13 protein-coding genes, 1 tRNA gene and 2 pseudogenes are annotated in these 16,525 nt (G+C 36.0%); 7 read left to right on the forward strand and 9 right to left on the reverse strand.

Annotated elements, in window-relative coordinates; translation table 11 throughout:
- Window positions 1–23: 23 nt before the first annotated feature.
- From QWZ06_RS04240 to QWZ06_RS04255, 4 genes are all read right to left on the reverse strand, one after another.
- Complete coding sequence (locus tag QWZ06_RS04240) at window positions 24–1,007, reverse strand: T9SS type A sorting domain-containing protein (protein ID WP_290295909.1); 984 nt, start codon at window positions 1,005–1,007, stop codon at window positions 24–26.
- A 29-nt stretch (window positions 1,008–1,036) separates the two neighbouring features.
- Window positions 1,037–1,186 (reverse strand): hypothetical protein, encoded by a 150-nt coding sequence (locus QWZ06_RS04245; RefSeq protein ID WP_290295911.1) that lies wholly within the window; start codon window positions 1,184–1,186, stop codon window positions 1,037–1,039.
- Between the two features lie 12 nt (window positions 1,187–1,198).
- The gene (locus tag QWZ06_RS04250; RefSeq protein ID WP_290295912.1) at window positions 1,199–1,576 is read right to left on the reverse strand and encodes a hypothetical protein; all 378 of its coding nucleotides are present in this window, start codon (window positions 1,574–1,576) and stop codon (window positions 1,199–1,201) included.
- Between the two features lie 631 nt (window positions 1,577–2,207).
- A tRNA-Gln gene (locus QWZ06_RS04255) sits at window positions 2,208–2,278 on the reverse strand.
- 257 nt (window positions 2,279–2,535) lie between these two features.
- Between QWZ06_RS04255 and der the strand changes: the two genes are divergently transcribed.
- A complete protein-coding gene (der, locus tag QWZ06_RS04260; RefSeq protein WP_290295913.1) occupies window positions 2,536–3,846 on the forward strand; it encodes a ribosome biogenesis GTPase Der in 1,311 nt (436 codons plus the stop codon).
- A 118-nt stretch (window positions 3,847–3,964) separates the two neighbouring features.
- On the opposite strand, the gene QWZ06_RS04265 is transcribed toward der, so the two are convergent.
- The 3 genes from QWZ06_RS04265 to QWZ06_RS04275 form a co-directional block, all read right to left on the reverse strand.
- Complete coding sequence (locus QWZ06_RS04265) at window positions 3,965–4,447, reverse strand: GNAT family N-acetyltransferase (RefSeq protein ID WP_290295914.1); 483 nt, start codon at window positions 4,445–4,447, stop codon at window positions 3,965–3,967.
- A 135-nt stretch (window positions 4,448–4,582) separates the two neighbouring features.
- A complete protein-coding gene (locus tag QWZ06_RS04270) occupies window positions 4,583–7,216 on the reverse strand; it encodes a Pls/PosA family non-ribosomal peptide synthetase (RefSeq protein WP_290295916.1) in 2,634 nt (877 codons plus the stop codon).
- A 35-nt stretch (window positions 7,217–7,251) separates the two neighbouring features.
- Window positions 7,252–8,502 carry an amino acid adenylation domain-containing protein gene (locus QWZ06_RS04275; protein WP_290295917.1) on the reverse strand — a complete coding sequence of 417 codons (1,251 nt, stop codon included), beginning with the start codon at window positions 8,500–8,502 and terminating at the stop codon, window positions 7,252–7,254.
- 142 nt (window positions 8,503–8,644) lie between these two features.
- Between QWZ06_RS04275 and upp the strand changes: the two are divergent.
- A pseudogene (gene upp, locus QWZ06_RS04280) lies at window positions 8,645–9,294 on the forward strand (uracil phosphoribosyltransferase).
- A gap of 174 nt (window positions 9,295–9,468) precedes the next feature.
- On the opposite strand, the gene QWZ06_RS04285 reads toward upp, so the two are convergent.
- A complete protein-coding gene (locus QWZ06_RS04285) occupies window positions 9,469–10,122 on the reverse strand; it encodes a ComF family protein (RefSeq protein WP_290295919.1) in 654 nt (217 codons plus the stop codon).
- 74 nt (window positions 10,123–10,196) lie between these two features.
- Window positions 10,197–11,669 (reverse strand): helix-turn-helix domain-containing protein, encoded by a 1,473-nt coding sequence (locus tag QWZ06_RS04290; protein WP_290295921.1) that lies wholly within the window; start codon window positions 11,667–11,669, stop codon window positions 10,197–10,199.
- Window positions 11,670–11,795: 126 nt separating this feature from the next.
- On the opposite strand from QWZ06_RS04290, the pseudogene aceB reads away from it, so the two are divergent.
- The 5 genes and pseudogenes from aceB (at window position 11,796) to QWZ06_RS04315 (ending at window position 16,460) form a co-directional block, all read left to right on the forward strand.
- A pseudogene (gene aceB, locus QWZ06_RS04295) lies at window positions 11,796–13,367 on the forward strand (malate synthase A).
- Window positions 13,368–13,483: 116 nt separating this feature from the next.
- A complete protein-coding gene (gene aceA, locus QWZ06_RS04300; protein WP_290295922.1) occupies window positions 13,484–14,764 on the forward strand; it encodes an isocitrate lyase in 1,281 nt (426 codons plus the stop codon).
- A 214-nt stretch (window positions 14,765–14,978) separates the two neighbouring features.
- Window positions 14,979–15,551, forward strand: coding sequence for an OmpH/Skp family outer membrane protein (locus QWZ06_RS04305; RefSeq protein WP_290295923.1), 573 nt, complete (start codon window positions 14,979–14,981; stop codon window positions 15,549–15,551).
- A gap of 135 nt (window positions 15,552–15,686) precedes the next feature.
- Complete coding sequence (locus QWZ06_RS04310; protein WP_290295925.1) at window positions 15,687–15,956, forward strand: acyl-CoA thioesterase; 270 nt, start codon at window positions 15,687–15,689, stop codon at window positions 15,954–15,956.
- Window positions 15,957–16,076: 120 nt separating this feature from the next.
- A complete protein-coding gene (locus QWZ06_RS04315; protein ID WP_290295926.1) occupies window positions 16,077–16,460 on the forward strand; it encodes a hypothetical protein in 384 nt (127 codons plus the stop codon).
- Window positions 16,461–16,525 lie beyond the last annotated feature (65 nt).

Raw genomic sequence — 16,525 nt, forward strand, 5'->3', positions numbered from 1 at the left:
AAATATAATTTCATGGTACAGTTTTATTTCTTAATCAGCTTCGCATTCGCTGTTTTATTATTATCCGTTTTTATGGTCACCAAATAAGCACCCTGCACCAAAGCCTGGGTATTCATCTTAGTCACTCTGTTTTTTGTTTTAAAGTTCTGAAGTTGTCTTCCGCTCATATCATACAGCATAATATCAGCTTCCTTAAAGTCAAAGCCGATTTCTACATAAGCATAATCGGACACAGGATTCGGATAGATCTTGATATCATATTTTTCAATCAGATCATTGACCTGCTTATCACCCAGCTTTACTATCTTCCAGTTTTCTTTACCCAATTCTTTGGCGCTTGTTCCGGCTAAAACGATAGAGCCATCCCTATTGAGTTTCAAATCTGAAAGTCTTTCTTCTTTCTGTCTGGATTCCCCACTCACGTGTTTTCGCCATTGTTCGTTTCCGTTTCCATCCAGATACAGCATCCAGAAGGTTTCGTCATCTTTTTCTATTCTTCCTTCTGCCTGGGTATAACCGCCTAAAAGAATTCCTTTTGAGGATTTGTCATCCGCTGAATGAATCACACTCATTCCCATCAGGATATCACGGTTTTTGAAGTTGTAGGACTTTTGCCATTGTTCATCACCTCTTTCATTAAGAGCAATCAGCCATAGGTCTGTCCCTTCTTCAATCCCTACCGTTTTGTTTCCTGATCTTTCGGATCTGGATTCACCACCAATGATGTAGCCATTTGAAGTTAAAGCCAGCGTTCTGATATGATCGTCTGCTTTACCCCCAAAGTTCTTTTCCCATTCTACTTTTCCGCTTTTATCCAGTTTAACGATCCAATAGTCGCCTTCACCGAAGTTTTCTGTGGATTTTGCGTTGCGGGATGTGGGAGCTGTAGTGCGAGGTTCGGGATTCGGGGTGGTTTCACGAGGTTGATCTCCGGATCTCGGATCACGAACCTCAGAACTTCTTGAATAAATTCCCAATAATGCTCCACCATCTTTCGTTGGAATCATTTTCTCCACTTCGTCTAAGCCTTTTCCGCCTAATACAAGTTGGGAGAGTTCTTTTCCATCTTTGTCCAGTCTGATGATCCAGACATCTTTAGAACCATACCCTTTGGAAGAATTTTGTACATTTCCGGCAACGAAAAAGCCAAGATCTGTGCTCTGAATGACTGCTTTGGCTTCTTCATCGGAAGAAGATCCTAATGTTTCTGCCAGATTTCATCGCCAAATTCATTGATCCTGATCAGCCAGATATCAGAACCGCCTTTGGAATCCTCTTTTTTATCCAGTCCTTTTCCGGAATAGGAGGTTCCTGCCAGTAGAAATCCTCCGTCCTGAGTGCCGACAGTAGCTGACAAGTAATCATGGTTATTTCCTGAAAAATGTTTTTCCCAGGCTTCTTGCCCTTGTTGGTTTAATTTAACCAAATGAAAATCGTAACCGTTGTTCTGCTTACTTCCTGAAGTTTGCTGTTTGTCGCTCTGAATAGAGCTTCCTGTAATAAGATACTGCTGATCGATAGTGGTAGTGACCTGGCTTAGAAATCCTGAGTAGAGGATTTGATGTCTTTCTGCCAAACAACTTCCTGAGCAGACATACCTACCATTGTGCATAAAGTATATGCACCGAGATAAAGTTTTTTCATTCTCAAGTATTCTTTGAATTATTATTAGTTACTTTTTTTGCAAATTTAACACTTATTAACATTGTTTTTGTTTCATATTAAGGTGATTTAATGTGATTTTTATCACTGTTTGGTGGGAGTATTATTCACAAAAATATGTATGCAGGACGTCAAATCATGGCGTATTAAAATTTGATGTTGAAGATGATCAATTGGAATATAGATAGGCAAGTTGAAGCAACAAGTGTAATACTGAATTATTATGAGATTAGAAGAATAAATTGGGCATAGTTTGTCTATGAAATAAAAAAAACCTTGATCCAAAAGATCAAGGTTTAGATGATTGATTACCATTCTATGATAGGTGATTGATTTTTAATTAAAATAATTGAGATTATTTAGCAGACCAATCATATTTTTGCGATTAAAAATAATTTGTTTCTTCTATAAAAAAGTATAGATTTTGTATTCATCGCTAAGTCTTGCAGCTGATTTGGAACAGAATGTTTATTTATTGGGAGTAGAGAAGGATTTTTGTCAAATTGAATAAAAACAAAAACCACTCTTTAAAAAAGAGTGGTTTGTAGACCCACAGGGATTCGAACCCCGACTGACGGTACCAAAAACCGGAGTGCTACCGTTACACTATAGGTCTGTTTCGATGCTGCGAAATTATAGAATTTATTTTAAATACGAAAATTAAAATTAAAAAATTATGAACATAATAGGGGATTAGCAGGCTTATACATTGATATCCAGAGAATTATTTTTTGTGAAATTTTTCCGAAATCAGGAAGGTTTTTAATGCTAAATAATAAAATCTTATCTTTGCAAAAAATTGGGCTCCAAAAGTTGGAGTAACCCATTAATAACTTATCCTTAGCGCAGCAAAAGGATTATTAAACATTTTTTATGTCGAATATTGTCGCAATCGTTGGACGTCCCAACGTAGGAAAATCCACGCTTTTTAACCGTTTATTAGAAAGAAGAGAGGCTATTGTAGATTCTACAGCCGGTGTAACCAGAGACCGTCACTACGGAAAATCTGACTGGAATGGAGTAGACTTTACGGTAATTGATACCGGAGGATATGATGTAGGTACAGATGATATCTTTGAAGAAGAAATCCGTAAGCAAGTACAATTAGCAGTAGATGAAGCTACTTCTATTATCTTTATGATGAATGTAGAAGAAGGGCTTACAGATACTGATTATGAAATTTACAGACTACTTAGAAGATCAAACAAACCGATTTATATCGTTATCAACAAAGTAGACTCATCAAAAGAAGAACTACCAGCAACAGAATTCTACCAGTTAGGAATTGATAAATATTACACTCTGTCTTCTGCTACAGGTTCTGGAACCGGTGATCTATTAGATGATATTGTTAAAGATTTCCCTACTACAGAATATCAAGATCCTTTCGAAGGATTGCCTAAGATTACTATCGCAGGTCGTCCAAATGTAGGAAAATCTACAATGACCAATGCTTTATTGGATGTTGAAAGAAATATCGTAACTGATATTGCAGGAACTACAAGAGACAGTATCCAAACATTGTATAATAAATTCGGGCACGAGTTTGTATTAGTAGATACCGCTGGGATGAGAAGAAAGTCTAAAGTAAATGAGGACTTAGAATTTTATTCCGTAATGAGATCTATCCGTTCTATTGAATATTCTGATGTTGTGATCATCATGGTAGATGCTACCCAAGGATGGGAATCTCAGGATATGAATATCTTCGGATTGGCACAGAAAAACAGAAAAGGAATTGTAATTCTTGTGAATAAGTGGGATTTGATTGAAGACAAGGAAACCAATACAATGCGTGATTTCGAAAAAGCAATCAAAGATAAAATTGGTCAGTTCCAGGATATTCCGATTCTATTCGTTTCTGCATTAACGAAGCAGAGAATCTTAAAAGCAGTAGAAGTAGCAATGCAGGTGTACGATGATCGTAAAAAGAAGATCAAAACTTCAAAACTGAATGAAGTAATGCTTCCTATTTTCGAAAATACTCCACCACCGGCATTGAAAGGGAAATATATTAAAATCAAATATTGTGTTCAGCTTCCTACACCATCACCACAGTTTGTGTTCTTCTGTAACCTGCCTCAGTATGTGAAGGAGCCATATAAAAGATTTACAGAAAACCAGTTGAGAAAACAATTCGGATTTACCGGAGTTCCAATTGAAGTGTATTTCAGACAAAAATAATAGAACAGTGTTCATCAAAAAATCTGGTAGGGAAACTTACCAGATTTTTTATTTTAAACAAATTCTTATATATAAATAGCTAGAATATCCTTATCATAGAGGATAACTTCCAGCTTTCTTATAGCCATTTTTCATAAACCACTCTTACAGGACGATATCCCTGCGAGGCTAGCCAACGCTGCATTGTATCATTGTTGCAAAGCGTAAAGCGGTAGATTTTGCGAATGCTATAATCAGAATAAGAGTTTTCAAATGCCTCGTTAAGGGCGGAGTAGATCCCTTGTTTTCTGTATTCCTTTTTTACATATCCTTCAGAAACATAAAGATCATCACCGTCTCCCAATTCAAAGTTACTGTCATCTTTTTCATCAATATATCCAAATAAGAAGCCTATAGCTTTTCCATCAATTTCTGCGATAAGAAAAGTGCCATCGTTTTCATCCTCACATTCTGTCATAAATTGAAGATAACGATCCCGGATTTGACTCCATTCAGCAGTTTTATCATTCATTTCTTTTTCGGAAACATGAAGCTCACCTACCAGTTCGTCTACAATAGGTAGATTTTCTGCAATGTTAATTTTTTTGATAGAATAATTCATAATGGTATTTGGTTTTTATAGAAATGGGAGAAAGGAAGAGGAAAGGTATTGTATTTAAAAAATCAATGAAATGATAAATATAAATTCTAACGTGTAAGATAACTTCCATCTTCCATCCGCTGGCTTCCTGCTTGATTATTTTCCTCTTAATGGGCTTCCGCACCATGAAGTATTATCAGAAAGAACTTCTCCTTTCATCACGAGTGAAAGAGGATCAATATTAACATTGTTCCCGATTTCCGTATCATATAAAATAATGGTTCTGGAATTGATAGTTGTCTGACTTCCTATTTTTACACCTCCTACCTTCATAATTCGGTCTTCAAAAAGATGGGTTTGAGGGCCACAGTCTTCATTCAGCATAGATTCGTCACCGATGGATACCATGTCAAACTCTGTAATATCAGTGGTATTAAGCCATACTCTTTTACCGATTTTTACTCCTAGGAAGCGCATAAAGAAAGGCAGCCACCAAGTGCCACGAAGGAAATCAAGGAAGAATTGCACAGGAAGAGCTTCATAGATGGTGGTAATTCCTTCACTTAACCATACTTTAAGGCTGTACATAGGCATTTCTGTTTTCTTATATTTTCCTATACATATCCATTTTAGTAATGCTGTAAAGAAAAAAGAAGGTAAGGCAACGATTCCCAGATAATAAAACGGAGCAAGTAATAATAGATAAAAAATTTTCCCTTCCAGATAAGTACTAGTATAAGCAATAAATAAGACACTGCATATAATAATTACGGTTTGTGGAAGAATAATTCTGATTCCTTCTACAATTGCTCTAGCCAGTTTCAGACTGAAAGGTGGATTATAGGTGAGATTATCCTGAAATACATCCGATTTTTGTCTAGAAGGTAGTCCTATTGGCGGAGACCCGAACCAGTCTCTTTCAGATGAGTTTTTAAGCTGTTCTTCAGAAGGTGCCTTACTCAATACACCAATCAACATATTGTCTCCCAATTCATATCCTTGCGGAATAAGTCCACTGTTTCCTACAAAGCTGTTATTTCCAATGGTTGTTTTGGATAAAATTAATTTTTCATTTCTCACATCATGTTCTCCCAGAATAACGGCATCAGCAATAAAAGAGCCTTCACCAATTTCCAAAAGATGATGTGAAACATCGCTGGCTGTCGATATTTCTGCATTTTTACCCACTTTTGCACCCATCATTCTGTAAAATTTACTGATATAAACTGATGCAAAAAGAGGATGTACGATGATGAGCGATAAATTGAAGATCTGATCTTTGATCCACTTTCTATAATAGGTGAAACTATATACCGGGTATATTCCTGGTTTCATTTTGTATTGTAAAATCCTCGTAAGAATACTTACCACAGCTATAAACAATAAAATATAGACAGTAGAAAGTATCGGAGCCTGCCATAGATAATAAAAACTATAGTCGGAGGAACGATCATCCAGATAATACAACGTATACAATGTGGGGGCTAACGGTAAAACAATCAGAAGCGGAAAGAAAAATAAAGAACACGAATAGAGTAGTGCATATCTGTTTCTCTTGGCAGCTGATGATAACTTAGGAGCTTCAACTTCTTCTCCTGTTTTTACCCTTATCTTTTCAGCAGGGCTGCCGTTCCATACTTCACCGAACCCGATTTTTTCACCTTCATTCAGGCAGCTGAGATCCTGAAGTTCTCCAAATTCTTCAATCACCGTATCTCCACATACAATTACAGAAGATCCTAGATAAGAATGCGCTTTGATATGAACTTTTCTGATTCTCAAAATACCATTTTCAACGGAAGCATTGTCGATGCTGCAGCCTGAGCTGGTATTTACATTCTCGTCAATGGTAACAAGATCCTCTGCTGCGATAGGTAATAAACTTAGCTGGGCACTTGGATGCACTTTTACACCAAGCAATTTTAAATATTTAGGATATAAAGGTGTTTCTACGATAAATTCAGAAGGCATCAGTCTTTTGATGGTTTTCCATAGCCACCATCTGAAATAATACCAGCCCCAAAGCGGATAATCTCCTTCTTTGATCTTACCAATTACTAACCATTTGGTTAAAACAATAATGAGAGAATATACGGGTGGGATTAAAGTATATAATAAAAAGGCACTTAACAAGGCGTAATGCAACCCATATCCGTTAATCTGAAAATAATAATAACTTAAATAAGGAAAGAATATCTGGATACTCAATAAGGCAAATACAACCAGAAGGCTTATCGTTTGAGCAATATTACAGGCGATATACTGGAATGTTGAAACCCTGTGGAAAGGTTCGTGTTGTGATGTCTTTTGGCTTTGTTTATTTTTGAGGCATTCCGAATAGGCAGATAAAGGACGATTTTCATAAATTTCCTTTAATGAAGCGGTTGGAATTCCTGCTTTTTGACGTAAATGGGATACCAATGTCGCAGCAAGCAGAGAATGTCCCCCAAGATCTGTAAAAAAATCCTGATTCAGATTAATTTCTTTTCCCGGAAATACCCATTTCAGTGTTTGTAATAATCTTTCTTCTACAGGAGCTTCAGTATCAATATTTATATTATCATTTTTTTCATGAACAGTAAAGCTTTCCGGGGTAGGAAGTCGTTTTCTGTCAATCTTACCGCTTGGCATTCTCGGCATTTCCTTCAGCTGAACAATAGAAATAGGAACCATATACGGAGCCAGAAATTTAGCCAGCTTTTTTCTCATTTCATTTTCATCAAATGAGGTATCGTTGTTCATAACAACATATCCTACAAGTTGTCCCTGTTCGTTAGAATCCTCTTTCACCGCTACAGCAGCAGAAGAGACATCCTGAAGCTGGTTCAGGCGTGTTCTATTTCGCCAAGTTCAATTCTATAACCTCGAAGCTTAATTTGATCATCTATTCTTCCTTGAAAATCAATAAACCCATCCTCTCGTATAACAACGGCATCTCCTGTTTTATAAATTGTATCTCCGGGAAGTTCCGGAAAAGGATTCAATAAAAACTTTTGCTCAGTCAGCTCCGGAAGATTAAAATATCCATTACTTACTCCCGGCCCGGAAATAATCATTTCGCCACGTTCTCCTCTGGGAAGGATATTCATGTTTTCATCAATAACGGCGATATGATAATTGGGAAGAGGAGGGCCAATAGTGAGTTCTTCCTGACTTGTCAGTTTTACCATATTGGATGAAACAGTGGTTTCCGTAGGGCCGTAGCTGTTGATAAATATCCTGTAAGGCTTTGCCCATTTCTCCTGAACCTGCTTGGTACATGCTTCTCCACCGGTATTAATAAACCGGATGCCGGGAACTTCATCAATAATAGCCAAAATACTAGGGACAGCATGGAGTACCGTGATTTTATTTTCTGTTAAAACCTGGCTGAGTTCATCAATAGCTTTTACTGTGGTAGCGTCGGCAATCCAAATGGTGGCGCCTGCAAAAAGACTGATCCATACTTCTTCGCACCACATATCAAAAGAAACTGAAAACCCTTGATAGACAATATCGGTGTCTTTTATTCCTATAAAGTCTTGTTCGGAGCGAATCAGATGACATATATTCCGATGGGAAATAGGAATTCCCTTAGGATTTCCCGTACTTCCAGAAGTAAATAATACATAAGCCCAGTTGTCCGGATCTGGAGTGTCATTAAGGGCAGGAACGATTCCTTGAGGTTGAGCAGGAATTGTTGATGGCTGACAGTGGATATGAGCATCTGTATCAGAAAAATATGTTTTCACATTAATATCAGTAAAAACTTTCTTAATTCTGTCTTCCGGCATTTCTCTGTCTAAAGGAATATAAGAGGCTCCAGCCTTTAAAATTCCAAGTATAGCAACAGGAAGCTCAAGACTTCTGGGATACCAGACTCCTACACGATCACCAGGCTGTATACCCTGACTTTGTAATTGCAGGGCGATAGCATTGCTCCAGCTGTCTAATTCAGCATAGGAGATTCTTTTATCTTTAAATATAAAGGCTGTTTTGTCTTTATATTTTTCAAAGGTAGGAACCAGTAATTCAGGCAGAGTTTCATCTTTTATAAACTCTGGAGTGATTTTACCTAAAATCAGGCTTTTCATCATTAAAAAAATAATATAATATGTGTTGGGAAAATTATATAAATATAACTTATTTCTACTCATGTCCAATCTGCAAATTCGTTTTTTAATTGTAATTTTGCAGCAATTAATGTTTTACTAACTCTAATTAAAACCTAAAATCTTCATGCTTACTATTTTATCGCACAATTTTTCCCTTGTAAATGAATGGATTAATGAACTTCGAAACGTTGAAGTTCAGCATGATCGAATGAGATTCCGAAGAAATATGGAACGAATCGGAGAGATTGCGGCCTTTGAAATCAGCAAAGGATTGGAAGTAAGAGATGTTGAATCCAAACTCCTTTAGATACTATTAAAAGTAAGGAAATTGCTGTACAACCAGTAATTACAACCATTTTAAGAGCAGGTGTTCCTTTATTTGAAGGAATTCTTAATTACCTTGACAGAGCAGATTGTGGTTTCGTTGCCGCTTACAGAAAACACGATGCCAATGATTATTTTTCTATCAAACAAGATTATCTTACATGTCCTAATATTGAAGGAAGACCTTTGATCGTAGCAGATCCCATGTTGGCTACCGGAGCTTCATTAATTGAAGCAATCAAAGATTTGCTGACGAACGGAAATCCAACCCAACTTCATATTGTAGCAGCTATTGCTTCAAGACAAGGAGTAGAAACTGTTCAGAATGCATATCCTGATGCTCATATCTGGGTAGGAGCCATTGATGAGCAGCTAACATCAAAAGGATATATTACCCCAGGATTAGGAGATGCCGGAGATTTAAGCTACGGAGAAAAACTTCAACGATAATCATTGAAGAAACATTCCAGAAATCTTTTATTAAGTTCAACAATAAACTTGGTCGTACTTTACCCATGAGGTTTTTGTACGACCAATTTTGTATTAGGAGCTACCTTCAATAATGTTTTTAATATATTGTGTTGTTTTTTGTAAAAACAAGTTAGCTCACAACAATGATTATTTTTAAACATCCATAGCCATCACCAATACGCTCACTTTATTATCACCAACATTTAAAATCTCCCATGCAATAGATGAAACGGTTGTTCCTGTTGTAAAAACATCATCAATCAATAGAATGTGTTTTCCTGTAATGGGCTGAGTAACCGAAAATGTATTAATGGTTTTGAGCCGATGTTGTTTATCCTTTAAAGCTTGGGCTTTAGAATAATGATTTCTTTTGATTAGCTGATGATCAAATGGTATTTCATAGTATTTTGAAAGCGTTTCTGTAAAAAGATGAAGCTGATTGTAGCCCCTTGCTCTCAATTTTTTAGGATGTAGTGGTACACTCACCAAAAGATCCGGTTGCTGGCCTTTAAAGTCTAGTCGTTCTGTTGTCCACTCGGCAAGAATTTTTCCCGTTACTTCTCTGCTTTTATATTTTAATTCATGAATAATCTTCCGGCTCAAACTTTCTTCTTCAAATTGTATAAGTGCGTAGGTGTTTTCGACAGGAAAAAGAGTCTTACATTTTTCTTTCACCGGATTACTTTCGAAATAGTCATAATGCGTAAAATGAATTTGATTAAAGCATACATCACAAACCAAAAGATCTGCTTCAATAATTCTGTTACACTGAAGACATCGGTTAGGAAAAAGCAAGTCTAAAATCATAAGTGTGTTTTTACTAAGATATGAAATAGTTTTCAGTCTCTATTTCGAAACCCTCAGATCCTCAGCTCCTCAATTTAAAATTCCTTTCTGATTTTCTCAATAGCATTCTTCATGCTTAGATTAAAATGTTCTTTTTCCAATCGAACCGGTGGGGCTTGTCTTACCTCACAATCCGGGATACTACAAGACTCACAGGTGACCCCTACATTAATGGTTTTTAACGAAGGTGATTTTATAAAACCTATTTTTTTGATCGTTTGTGTATTGAGCAAGATCCCCAGACAATAACTTCTATTGCTGCCATCAGAAAAAGGATTTTTTTGAGAGGTAGAAATGACCAGATAGCTTATTCCCTGATCTTTGTAATGGGAGATTTGGGCATCTGTAAGCGTTTCGTTTTCCTTTAAATAATGAAGGTTTTTTACGGCGATCCACCTTCTGCAATAATGTTCATTGGTTGCGTTTGCATGAGGAGCTTGTTGATGATTGAGATGGAGTTCTTTAAGGATTTGAATCTTTTCTGAACCTTTCTTTTTAACCAGACATAAATAGAATAAGTCTTTAATACCCATTTCAGCAGAAAGAATATTGGTTAATCGATAATAGAAAGTTTCCGGTGAGTTTGTGAAACTATTGATAAGAGCTGCAAATTTTTCGGGTTCCCAAGCATTTTCTTGAAAAAATTCAGAGGCCTTTTCAATAGCTGGTTCTTTTGATATTAATAAAGCTCCGGCAAAATAAGAAGCATAGAAATTATTCAGGATTTCTTCAAAACTTCCAAAATCAAGCCATGAATAAGTGGTAGGACGAACTTTCAATTCCAGAACATTAAACCCTATTTCTTTGGCAAGAATAAATGTTTTCTGATCCTTTTCAAGCTTTTTATTCAAAAGCAATAATTTCTTTTCAGGAATAAAAAGAGAACGCAGATTGTCTAATGTTCCATATTTTTCAAAATCCTCAGATTGAATCGTATAGCCGAATGTTTCCGTAAGAATCTTTTCCAGAATATCAGACTTTAAGTTTTTATCGATCTGAAGATGATTTTCTTCTGTGAATGAACGTACTTTTTCTTCAATTTCCGGAAAATAATTGTCATACAATTCCTGGAATGATCTTAAAACAGCAAAATAGAACCTTTCCTTCCCAAGATTATAGTTCTGAGAAATTTCTATCAGTGCATTGATGAAGGCAGTTACCTTTCTGGGAGCATCACTAATAATACTGATGAGGTTATTCTTGTTGATTCCAAATAATTCCAAAGGAACCTCCTTAAAAAAATCAGATTGTAGAATTTCATTGAAAGGAGCAAGGCTTTTATCCAGTTTGGTGGAAACAAGGTCATCGAAAGTACAGTTTAATGCATCAGAAAGCTGAATGATTTTGTCATGTTTTGGGTATTTCTTTCCATTTTCAATCTCATTGAGGTAAGATTTTGATAATCCGGTTTTTACTGCAAGATCCTGCAAAGACCAATTTTTCTTTTGTCTCTGTTGTTTCAGTTTTAGCCCGAAAACCGTTTTGATAAAGTCACTTTCTGAATTCATTACTCAAATATAAATAATTAGATGCGATTATTCGCATAATAGTTTTTAAATAAATTTAGCGAACGTTCGCTGTTTGTGAAAATTTTTGTTTATGTTTGTAACATCAAGTCACAAAATCAATATGTTATGGAAACTAAGACTCATTTAAAAATTACGGCTCAGAAGCAATTTGAAGAAATTTTCACTCCGGATTTGATCGATTTTTTAATCGTATTGCATCAGAAATTCAATCATAAGAGAGTAGCTCTGTTGGAAGAAAGGAAAAAAACGCAGAAAGAATTCGATCAAGGTATACTTCCAAAATTTTTAAAAGAAACGGAGGATGTCAGAAATGGGAATTGGGTTTGTGCACCTTTGCCTGAAGATTTATTAGATAGAAGAGTAGAGATCACAGGGCCTGTTGATCGTAAATGATCATCAATGCTTTAAATTCCGGAGCTTCTACCTTTATGGCAGATTTTGAAGACAGCAGTTCGCCAACTTGGGAAAACTGTATGGAGGGGCAAATCAATCTTACGGATGCGGTGAACAGAACCATTGATTTTGTCAACGAAAAAGGGAAAGCGTATCAACTTAATGAAAAGACAGCCGTTTTATTGGTACGTCCAAGAGGATTGCATCTTCCTGAAAAACATATTAAGATCAATGATGAAGAAACATCAGGATCACTTACTGATTTTGGAATCTACTTTTTCCGAAATGTAAAGAACCTTTTGGAAAAGGGAAGTGGCACCTACTTTTATCTTCCAAAATTAGAACATTATAAAGAAGCAAGATGGTGGAATGAAGTATTTGTTTTTGCTCAGGATTATCTTGGAATTCCACAGGGGACAATTAAAGCTACCGTGTTAATTGAAACTATTACCGCTTCATTTCAGATTGATGAAATTTTATATGAACTAAAAGAACACAGCTCAGGACTCAACTGTGGAAGATGGGATTATATCTTTTCTTACATCAAAAAATTCAGAAACCTTCCGGAGTTTATTGTTCCCGATAGAGATCAGGTAACCATGACTTCTCCTTTTATGAGTGCTTATTCAAAAAGAGTGATAGAAGGTTGCCATAAAAGAAATGTTCATGCCATGGGCGGAATGGCAGCACAAATTCCGGTAAAAGATGATAGTGAAGCCAATCATATTGCTTTTGAAAAAGTAAGAAGTGATAAAGAAAGAGAAGTAAAAAACGGTCATGATGGAACATGGGTAGCACATCCGGCATTAGTTTCAGTAGCTAAAAATGTTTTTGATCAATACATGTCATCCAAAAACCAGATCGATAAAAAATTTGAATACAACATCCAAGAAAGCGGTCTGCTGGAAATCCCGAAAGGTGAAATCACAGAGAAAGGGGTAAGGAAGAATATAAATGTTGGAATCCTTTATCTTGAAAGCTGGTTGATGGGAGTAGGAGCTGCAGCTATTTACAATCTTATGGAAGACGCTGCTACTGCAGAAATTTCAAGAACGCAAATCTGGCAATGGCTAAAGAATGAAGCCGTATTAAGCGATGACAGAACCTTAACCCGGAATATGATTCTTCAATGGGAATCCGAAGAAATGGATAATATTGAAATATGTGGGTGAAGCCCGTTTTAAAAATGGAAAATTTAACCTGGCCAAAAACCTTTTCAATGAACTGATATTCTCAGAAAACTTTGAAGAATTTTTAACCCTAAAAGCATATCCTTTTATTTAGTCTGAGAGCCGGAATTAAATGTTTTAGAGTTTGAATTCAATATCTGTTAATAATCACTTTAAATCTCGTATCCCGCATCTCGAAACCTATATCTCAACAAACAAAATCCAAATATTATGAAAACAAGACAAGAACAAATCCAGGCTCTAGAGCAAGATTGGCTGACAAATCCACGTTGGAACGGTGTAAAAAGACCTTACACAGCAGAAGAAGTGTTAAAACTTCGAGGTTCTTATAAAATTGATTACACCATTGCAACAGAAATGTCTAAAAAATTCTGGGATAAACTTAATACCCAAGATTATGTAGCAGGATTGGGAGCCTTAACGGGTAACCAGGCTGTTCAGGAGGTAGATGCAGGGTTGGAAGCAATCTATCTTTCAGGATGGCAGGTAGCAGCAGATGCCAATTTATCAGGAGAAATGTATCCGGATCAGTCTTTATATCCGGCAAATTCAGTGCCTTCTGTGGTAAAAAAAATTAATAATGCTTTATTAAGAGCAGATCAGGTTCAATCGGTAAGTGGTAATGGAGATAAAGAATATCTTGTACCCATTATTGCAGATGCTGAAGCAGGTTTTGGAGGAAATCTAAATGCATTTGAGCTCATGAAGCAAATGATTGAAGCAGGAGCTGCGGGTGTGCATTTTGAAGATCAGCTTTCTTCTGCTAAAAAGTGTGGCCATTTAGGAGGAAAAGTATTGGTTCCCACTCAGGAAGCCATTAATAAATTAATTGCAGCTCGTTTAGCAGCAGATGTATTGGGCGTTCCAAGTCTTATCATTGCCAGAACTGATGCTGATGCAGCAGACTTATTAACTTCAGATATTGATGATAGAGATAAAAAATTTGTAACGGGAGAAAGAACTTCTGAAGGATTTTATGTCGTAAGAAATGGAGTAGAACAAGGGATAGACCGAGGCTTGTCTTATGCACCTTATGCAGATCTGATCTGGATGGAAACCTCAAACCCGGATTTAGAGCAGGCTAAAAGATTTGCAGATGGAATTCATGCACAATTTCCTGGGAAAATGCTGGCTTATAACTGCTCACCTTCATTCAACTGGGCAGCTAAATTGAGTGTTGAAGAAATGTCTACTTTCCGTGAGGAGCTGGCAAAAATGGGATATAAATTCCAATTTATCACACTGGCAGGATTCCATGCTTTGAATACAGCAATGTTTGAATTGGCTTTAGCGTATAAAGAAAGAGGAATGGCTGGATATTCAGAACTTCAGGAACGTGAGTTTGCTTTACAGCAAAAAGGATTCAGAGCTGTAAAACATCAGTCTTTTGTAGGAACAGGATATTTTGATGAAGTTCAGAATATTGTTACCAACGGATCTTCAGCTACCGTAGCAATGAAAGATTCTACAGAAACAGCACAGTTTCATTAATAGTCAGTTTTTGCATTATACATATTTTCGAAGTCCTCCCTGGTTTTTGGGGAGGACTTTATTTTTTGTACATAATATTTTAAAGAATTTGACCAGGCTTTAACGATGTTGATGGCTTCTTTAGGTTGAAAAAAACAGAATCGTTGTAAATGAAAAATTATATTATATTTGAACACTGAAAAAAAGTGAAATTTTCGAAAAAGTATATATTATAATGAAACTAATTAAATTATTTTTTATTGCAGCAGGATTAACTTTAACTGCCAATGCTGCCAATGCTCAACAGAAGATCGGAAACATAAATACTGATGAAGTTTTTAATAGTTTACCTGAATTAAAAGCAGCTGGAGAAACTGTTAATACCCTAACGAAAACAAAGCAGGTTGAAATTGATAAAATTATCACTGAATATCAAACTAAGCTTAAAACAGCACAAGATAAAGAGAAGACTTTAACGGAAGCAAACAGAGCTGCTTTAACAAAAGAGTTGGAAGCTGCGCAAGCAGAACTAGACATTTTAGCTAAGAAAATAGAAGATACAAGAGCACAAGCGGCTAAGGAAATTTCTACAAAACAAGGTGAATTGTATGCTCCATTACAACAAAAAGTAAAGACTGCGATTGCGGCAGTAGCTAAAGAAAAAAGCCTAAACTATGTATTTGATATTTCAGCAAGAGGTTCCAATCTTGTGTATACAGATGGTGGAGAAGATATTACTGATGAGGTGAAAACAAAATTAGGTGCTTCTGCAACAGCTTCAAAGCCAGTAGGAAAAGCTAAAAAATAATTTCAATCTATTGAATATCATAAACGGAATCAGATCAGTCTGGTTCCGTTTTCTTTTTTATAAATATATTTCTTGTGCTGAAAGTATTGAGCACCTTTGTTTTAAATCATACATTTGAGTAAATATTTCAGCGAGATGAATTTAATGTATGAAAAACAGATCAAGGTAACCCAAGAACATATAGACCAGAATAATCATGTTAACAATGTTCAATATGTACATTGGGTGGAAGAAGTTGCTGCCGAACACTGGGATCATTTAAAACATAAAACAGAATATGAGAATGATGTCTGGATGCTTCTGGATCATCATATCCGATATAAAAAACAGGTGTATCTGGATGATATTATTACCGTGAGAACCTATCCGCAAGTCCCTGAAGGAGCTAAACAGCCAAGAAAGTAGAATTCTATTGTCATGATGAATTGGTAGTGGATTCTGCTACACTTTGGGTTTTGTTTGATACCGCAGCAAAGAAAATAAAGCGGCTGGAAACTAATTGGCTGGAGAAATTAGAAATTCAGAGTGAAGAGTAAATTAAGAAAAATAACGGTAGAACATACAGTGTATTTATATTCTGTTACCGATAAATATCATGCCGGTACCGAAACTAATACCCTTACGGTAAAAGTATTTTTGAGTGGTGAAAAAAAGACTCCATTAATTATTGATTTTCTAACCTTTGAACATTATTTCATGGGGCAATCTCTAAAATCTGGAATCAGTTTGATGAATGCAGTAACAGATTCCTTAGAAAGTGTCAATATCAATGAACCAAAATACATCCAAAAACTTATTGTAAAGGGAATAGAAAAGGGCTGGAATGGAAAGAATAAAATGGAAAAACAAGATGGATTGAATTATTTAGCGGAATTAGGGTATGAAATAGAACCACTAAAACCTAAATAAAAAGTGCCAGACAGTGTATTAAAATAAAATTTAAACATCTTTGTAACATAATAAAGTGCATAGAT

Origin of the sequence: Chryseobacterium tructae, assembly GCF_030409875.1 — a bacterium.
In the GTDB taxonomy this organism is placed as follows: Bacteria; Bacteroidota; Bacteroidia; order Flavobacteriales; family Weeksellaceae; genus Chryseobacterium; species Chryseobacterium tructae.

Excerpts from the sequence above, each read along its gene's own strand:
- QWZ06_RS04265 (WP_290295914.1), bottom strand. The coding sequence starts at position 4,447 with ATGAATTATTCTATCAAAAAAATTAACATTGCAGAAAATCTACCTATT.
- der (WP_290295913.1), top strand. The coding sequence starts at position 2,536 with ATGTCGAATATTGTCGCAATCGTTGGACGTCCCAACGTAGGAAAATCC.
- QWZ06_RS04290 (WP_290295921.1), bottom strand. The coding sequence starts at position 11,669 with ATGAATTCAGAAAGTGACTTTATCAAAACGGTTTTCGGGCTAAAACTG.
- QWZ06_RS04305 (WP_290295923.1), top strand. The coding sequence starts at position 14,979 with ATGAAACTAATTAAATTATTTTTTATTGCAGCAGGATTAACTTTAACT.
- aceA (WP_290295922.1), top strand. The coding sequence starts at position 13,484 with ATGAAAACAAGACAAGAACAAATCCAGGCTCTAGAGCAAGATTGGCTG.
- QWZ06_RS04285 (WP_290295919.1), bottom strand. The coding sequence starts at position 10,122 with ATGATTTTAGACTTGCTTTTTCCTAACCGATGTCTTCAGTGTAACAGA.
- QWZ06_RS04310 (WP_290295925.1), top strand. The coding sequence starts at position 15,687 with ATGAATTTAATGTATGAAAAACAGATCAAGGTAACCCAAGAACATATA.
- QWZ06_RS04275 (WP_290295917.1), bottom strand. The coding sequence starts at position 8,502 with ATGATGAAAAGCCTGATTTTAGGTAAAATCACTCCAGAGTTTATAAAA.
- QWZ06_RS04245 (WP_290295911.1), bottom strand. The coding sequence starts at position 1,186 with ATGAAGAAGCCAAAGCAGTCATTCAGAGCACAGATCTTGGCTTTTTCG.
- QWZ06_RS04240 (WP_290295909.1), bottom strand. The coding sequence starts at position 1,007 with ATGATTCCAACGAAAGATGGTGGAGCATTATTGGGAATTTATTCAAGA.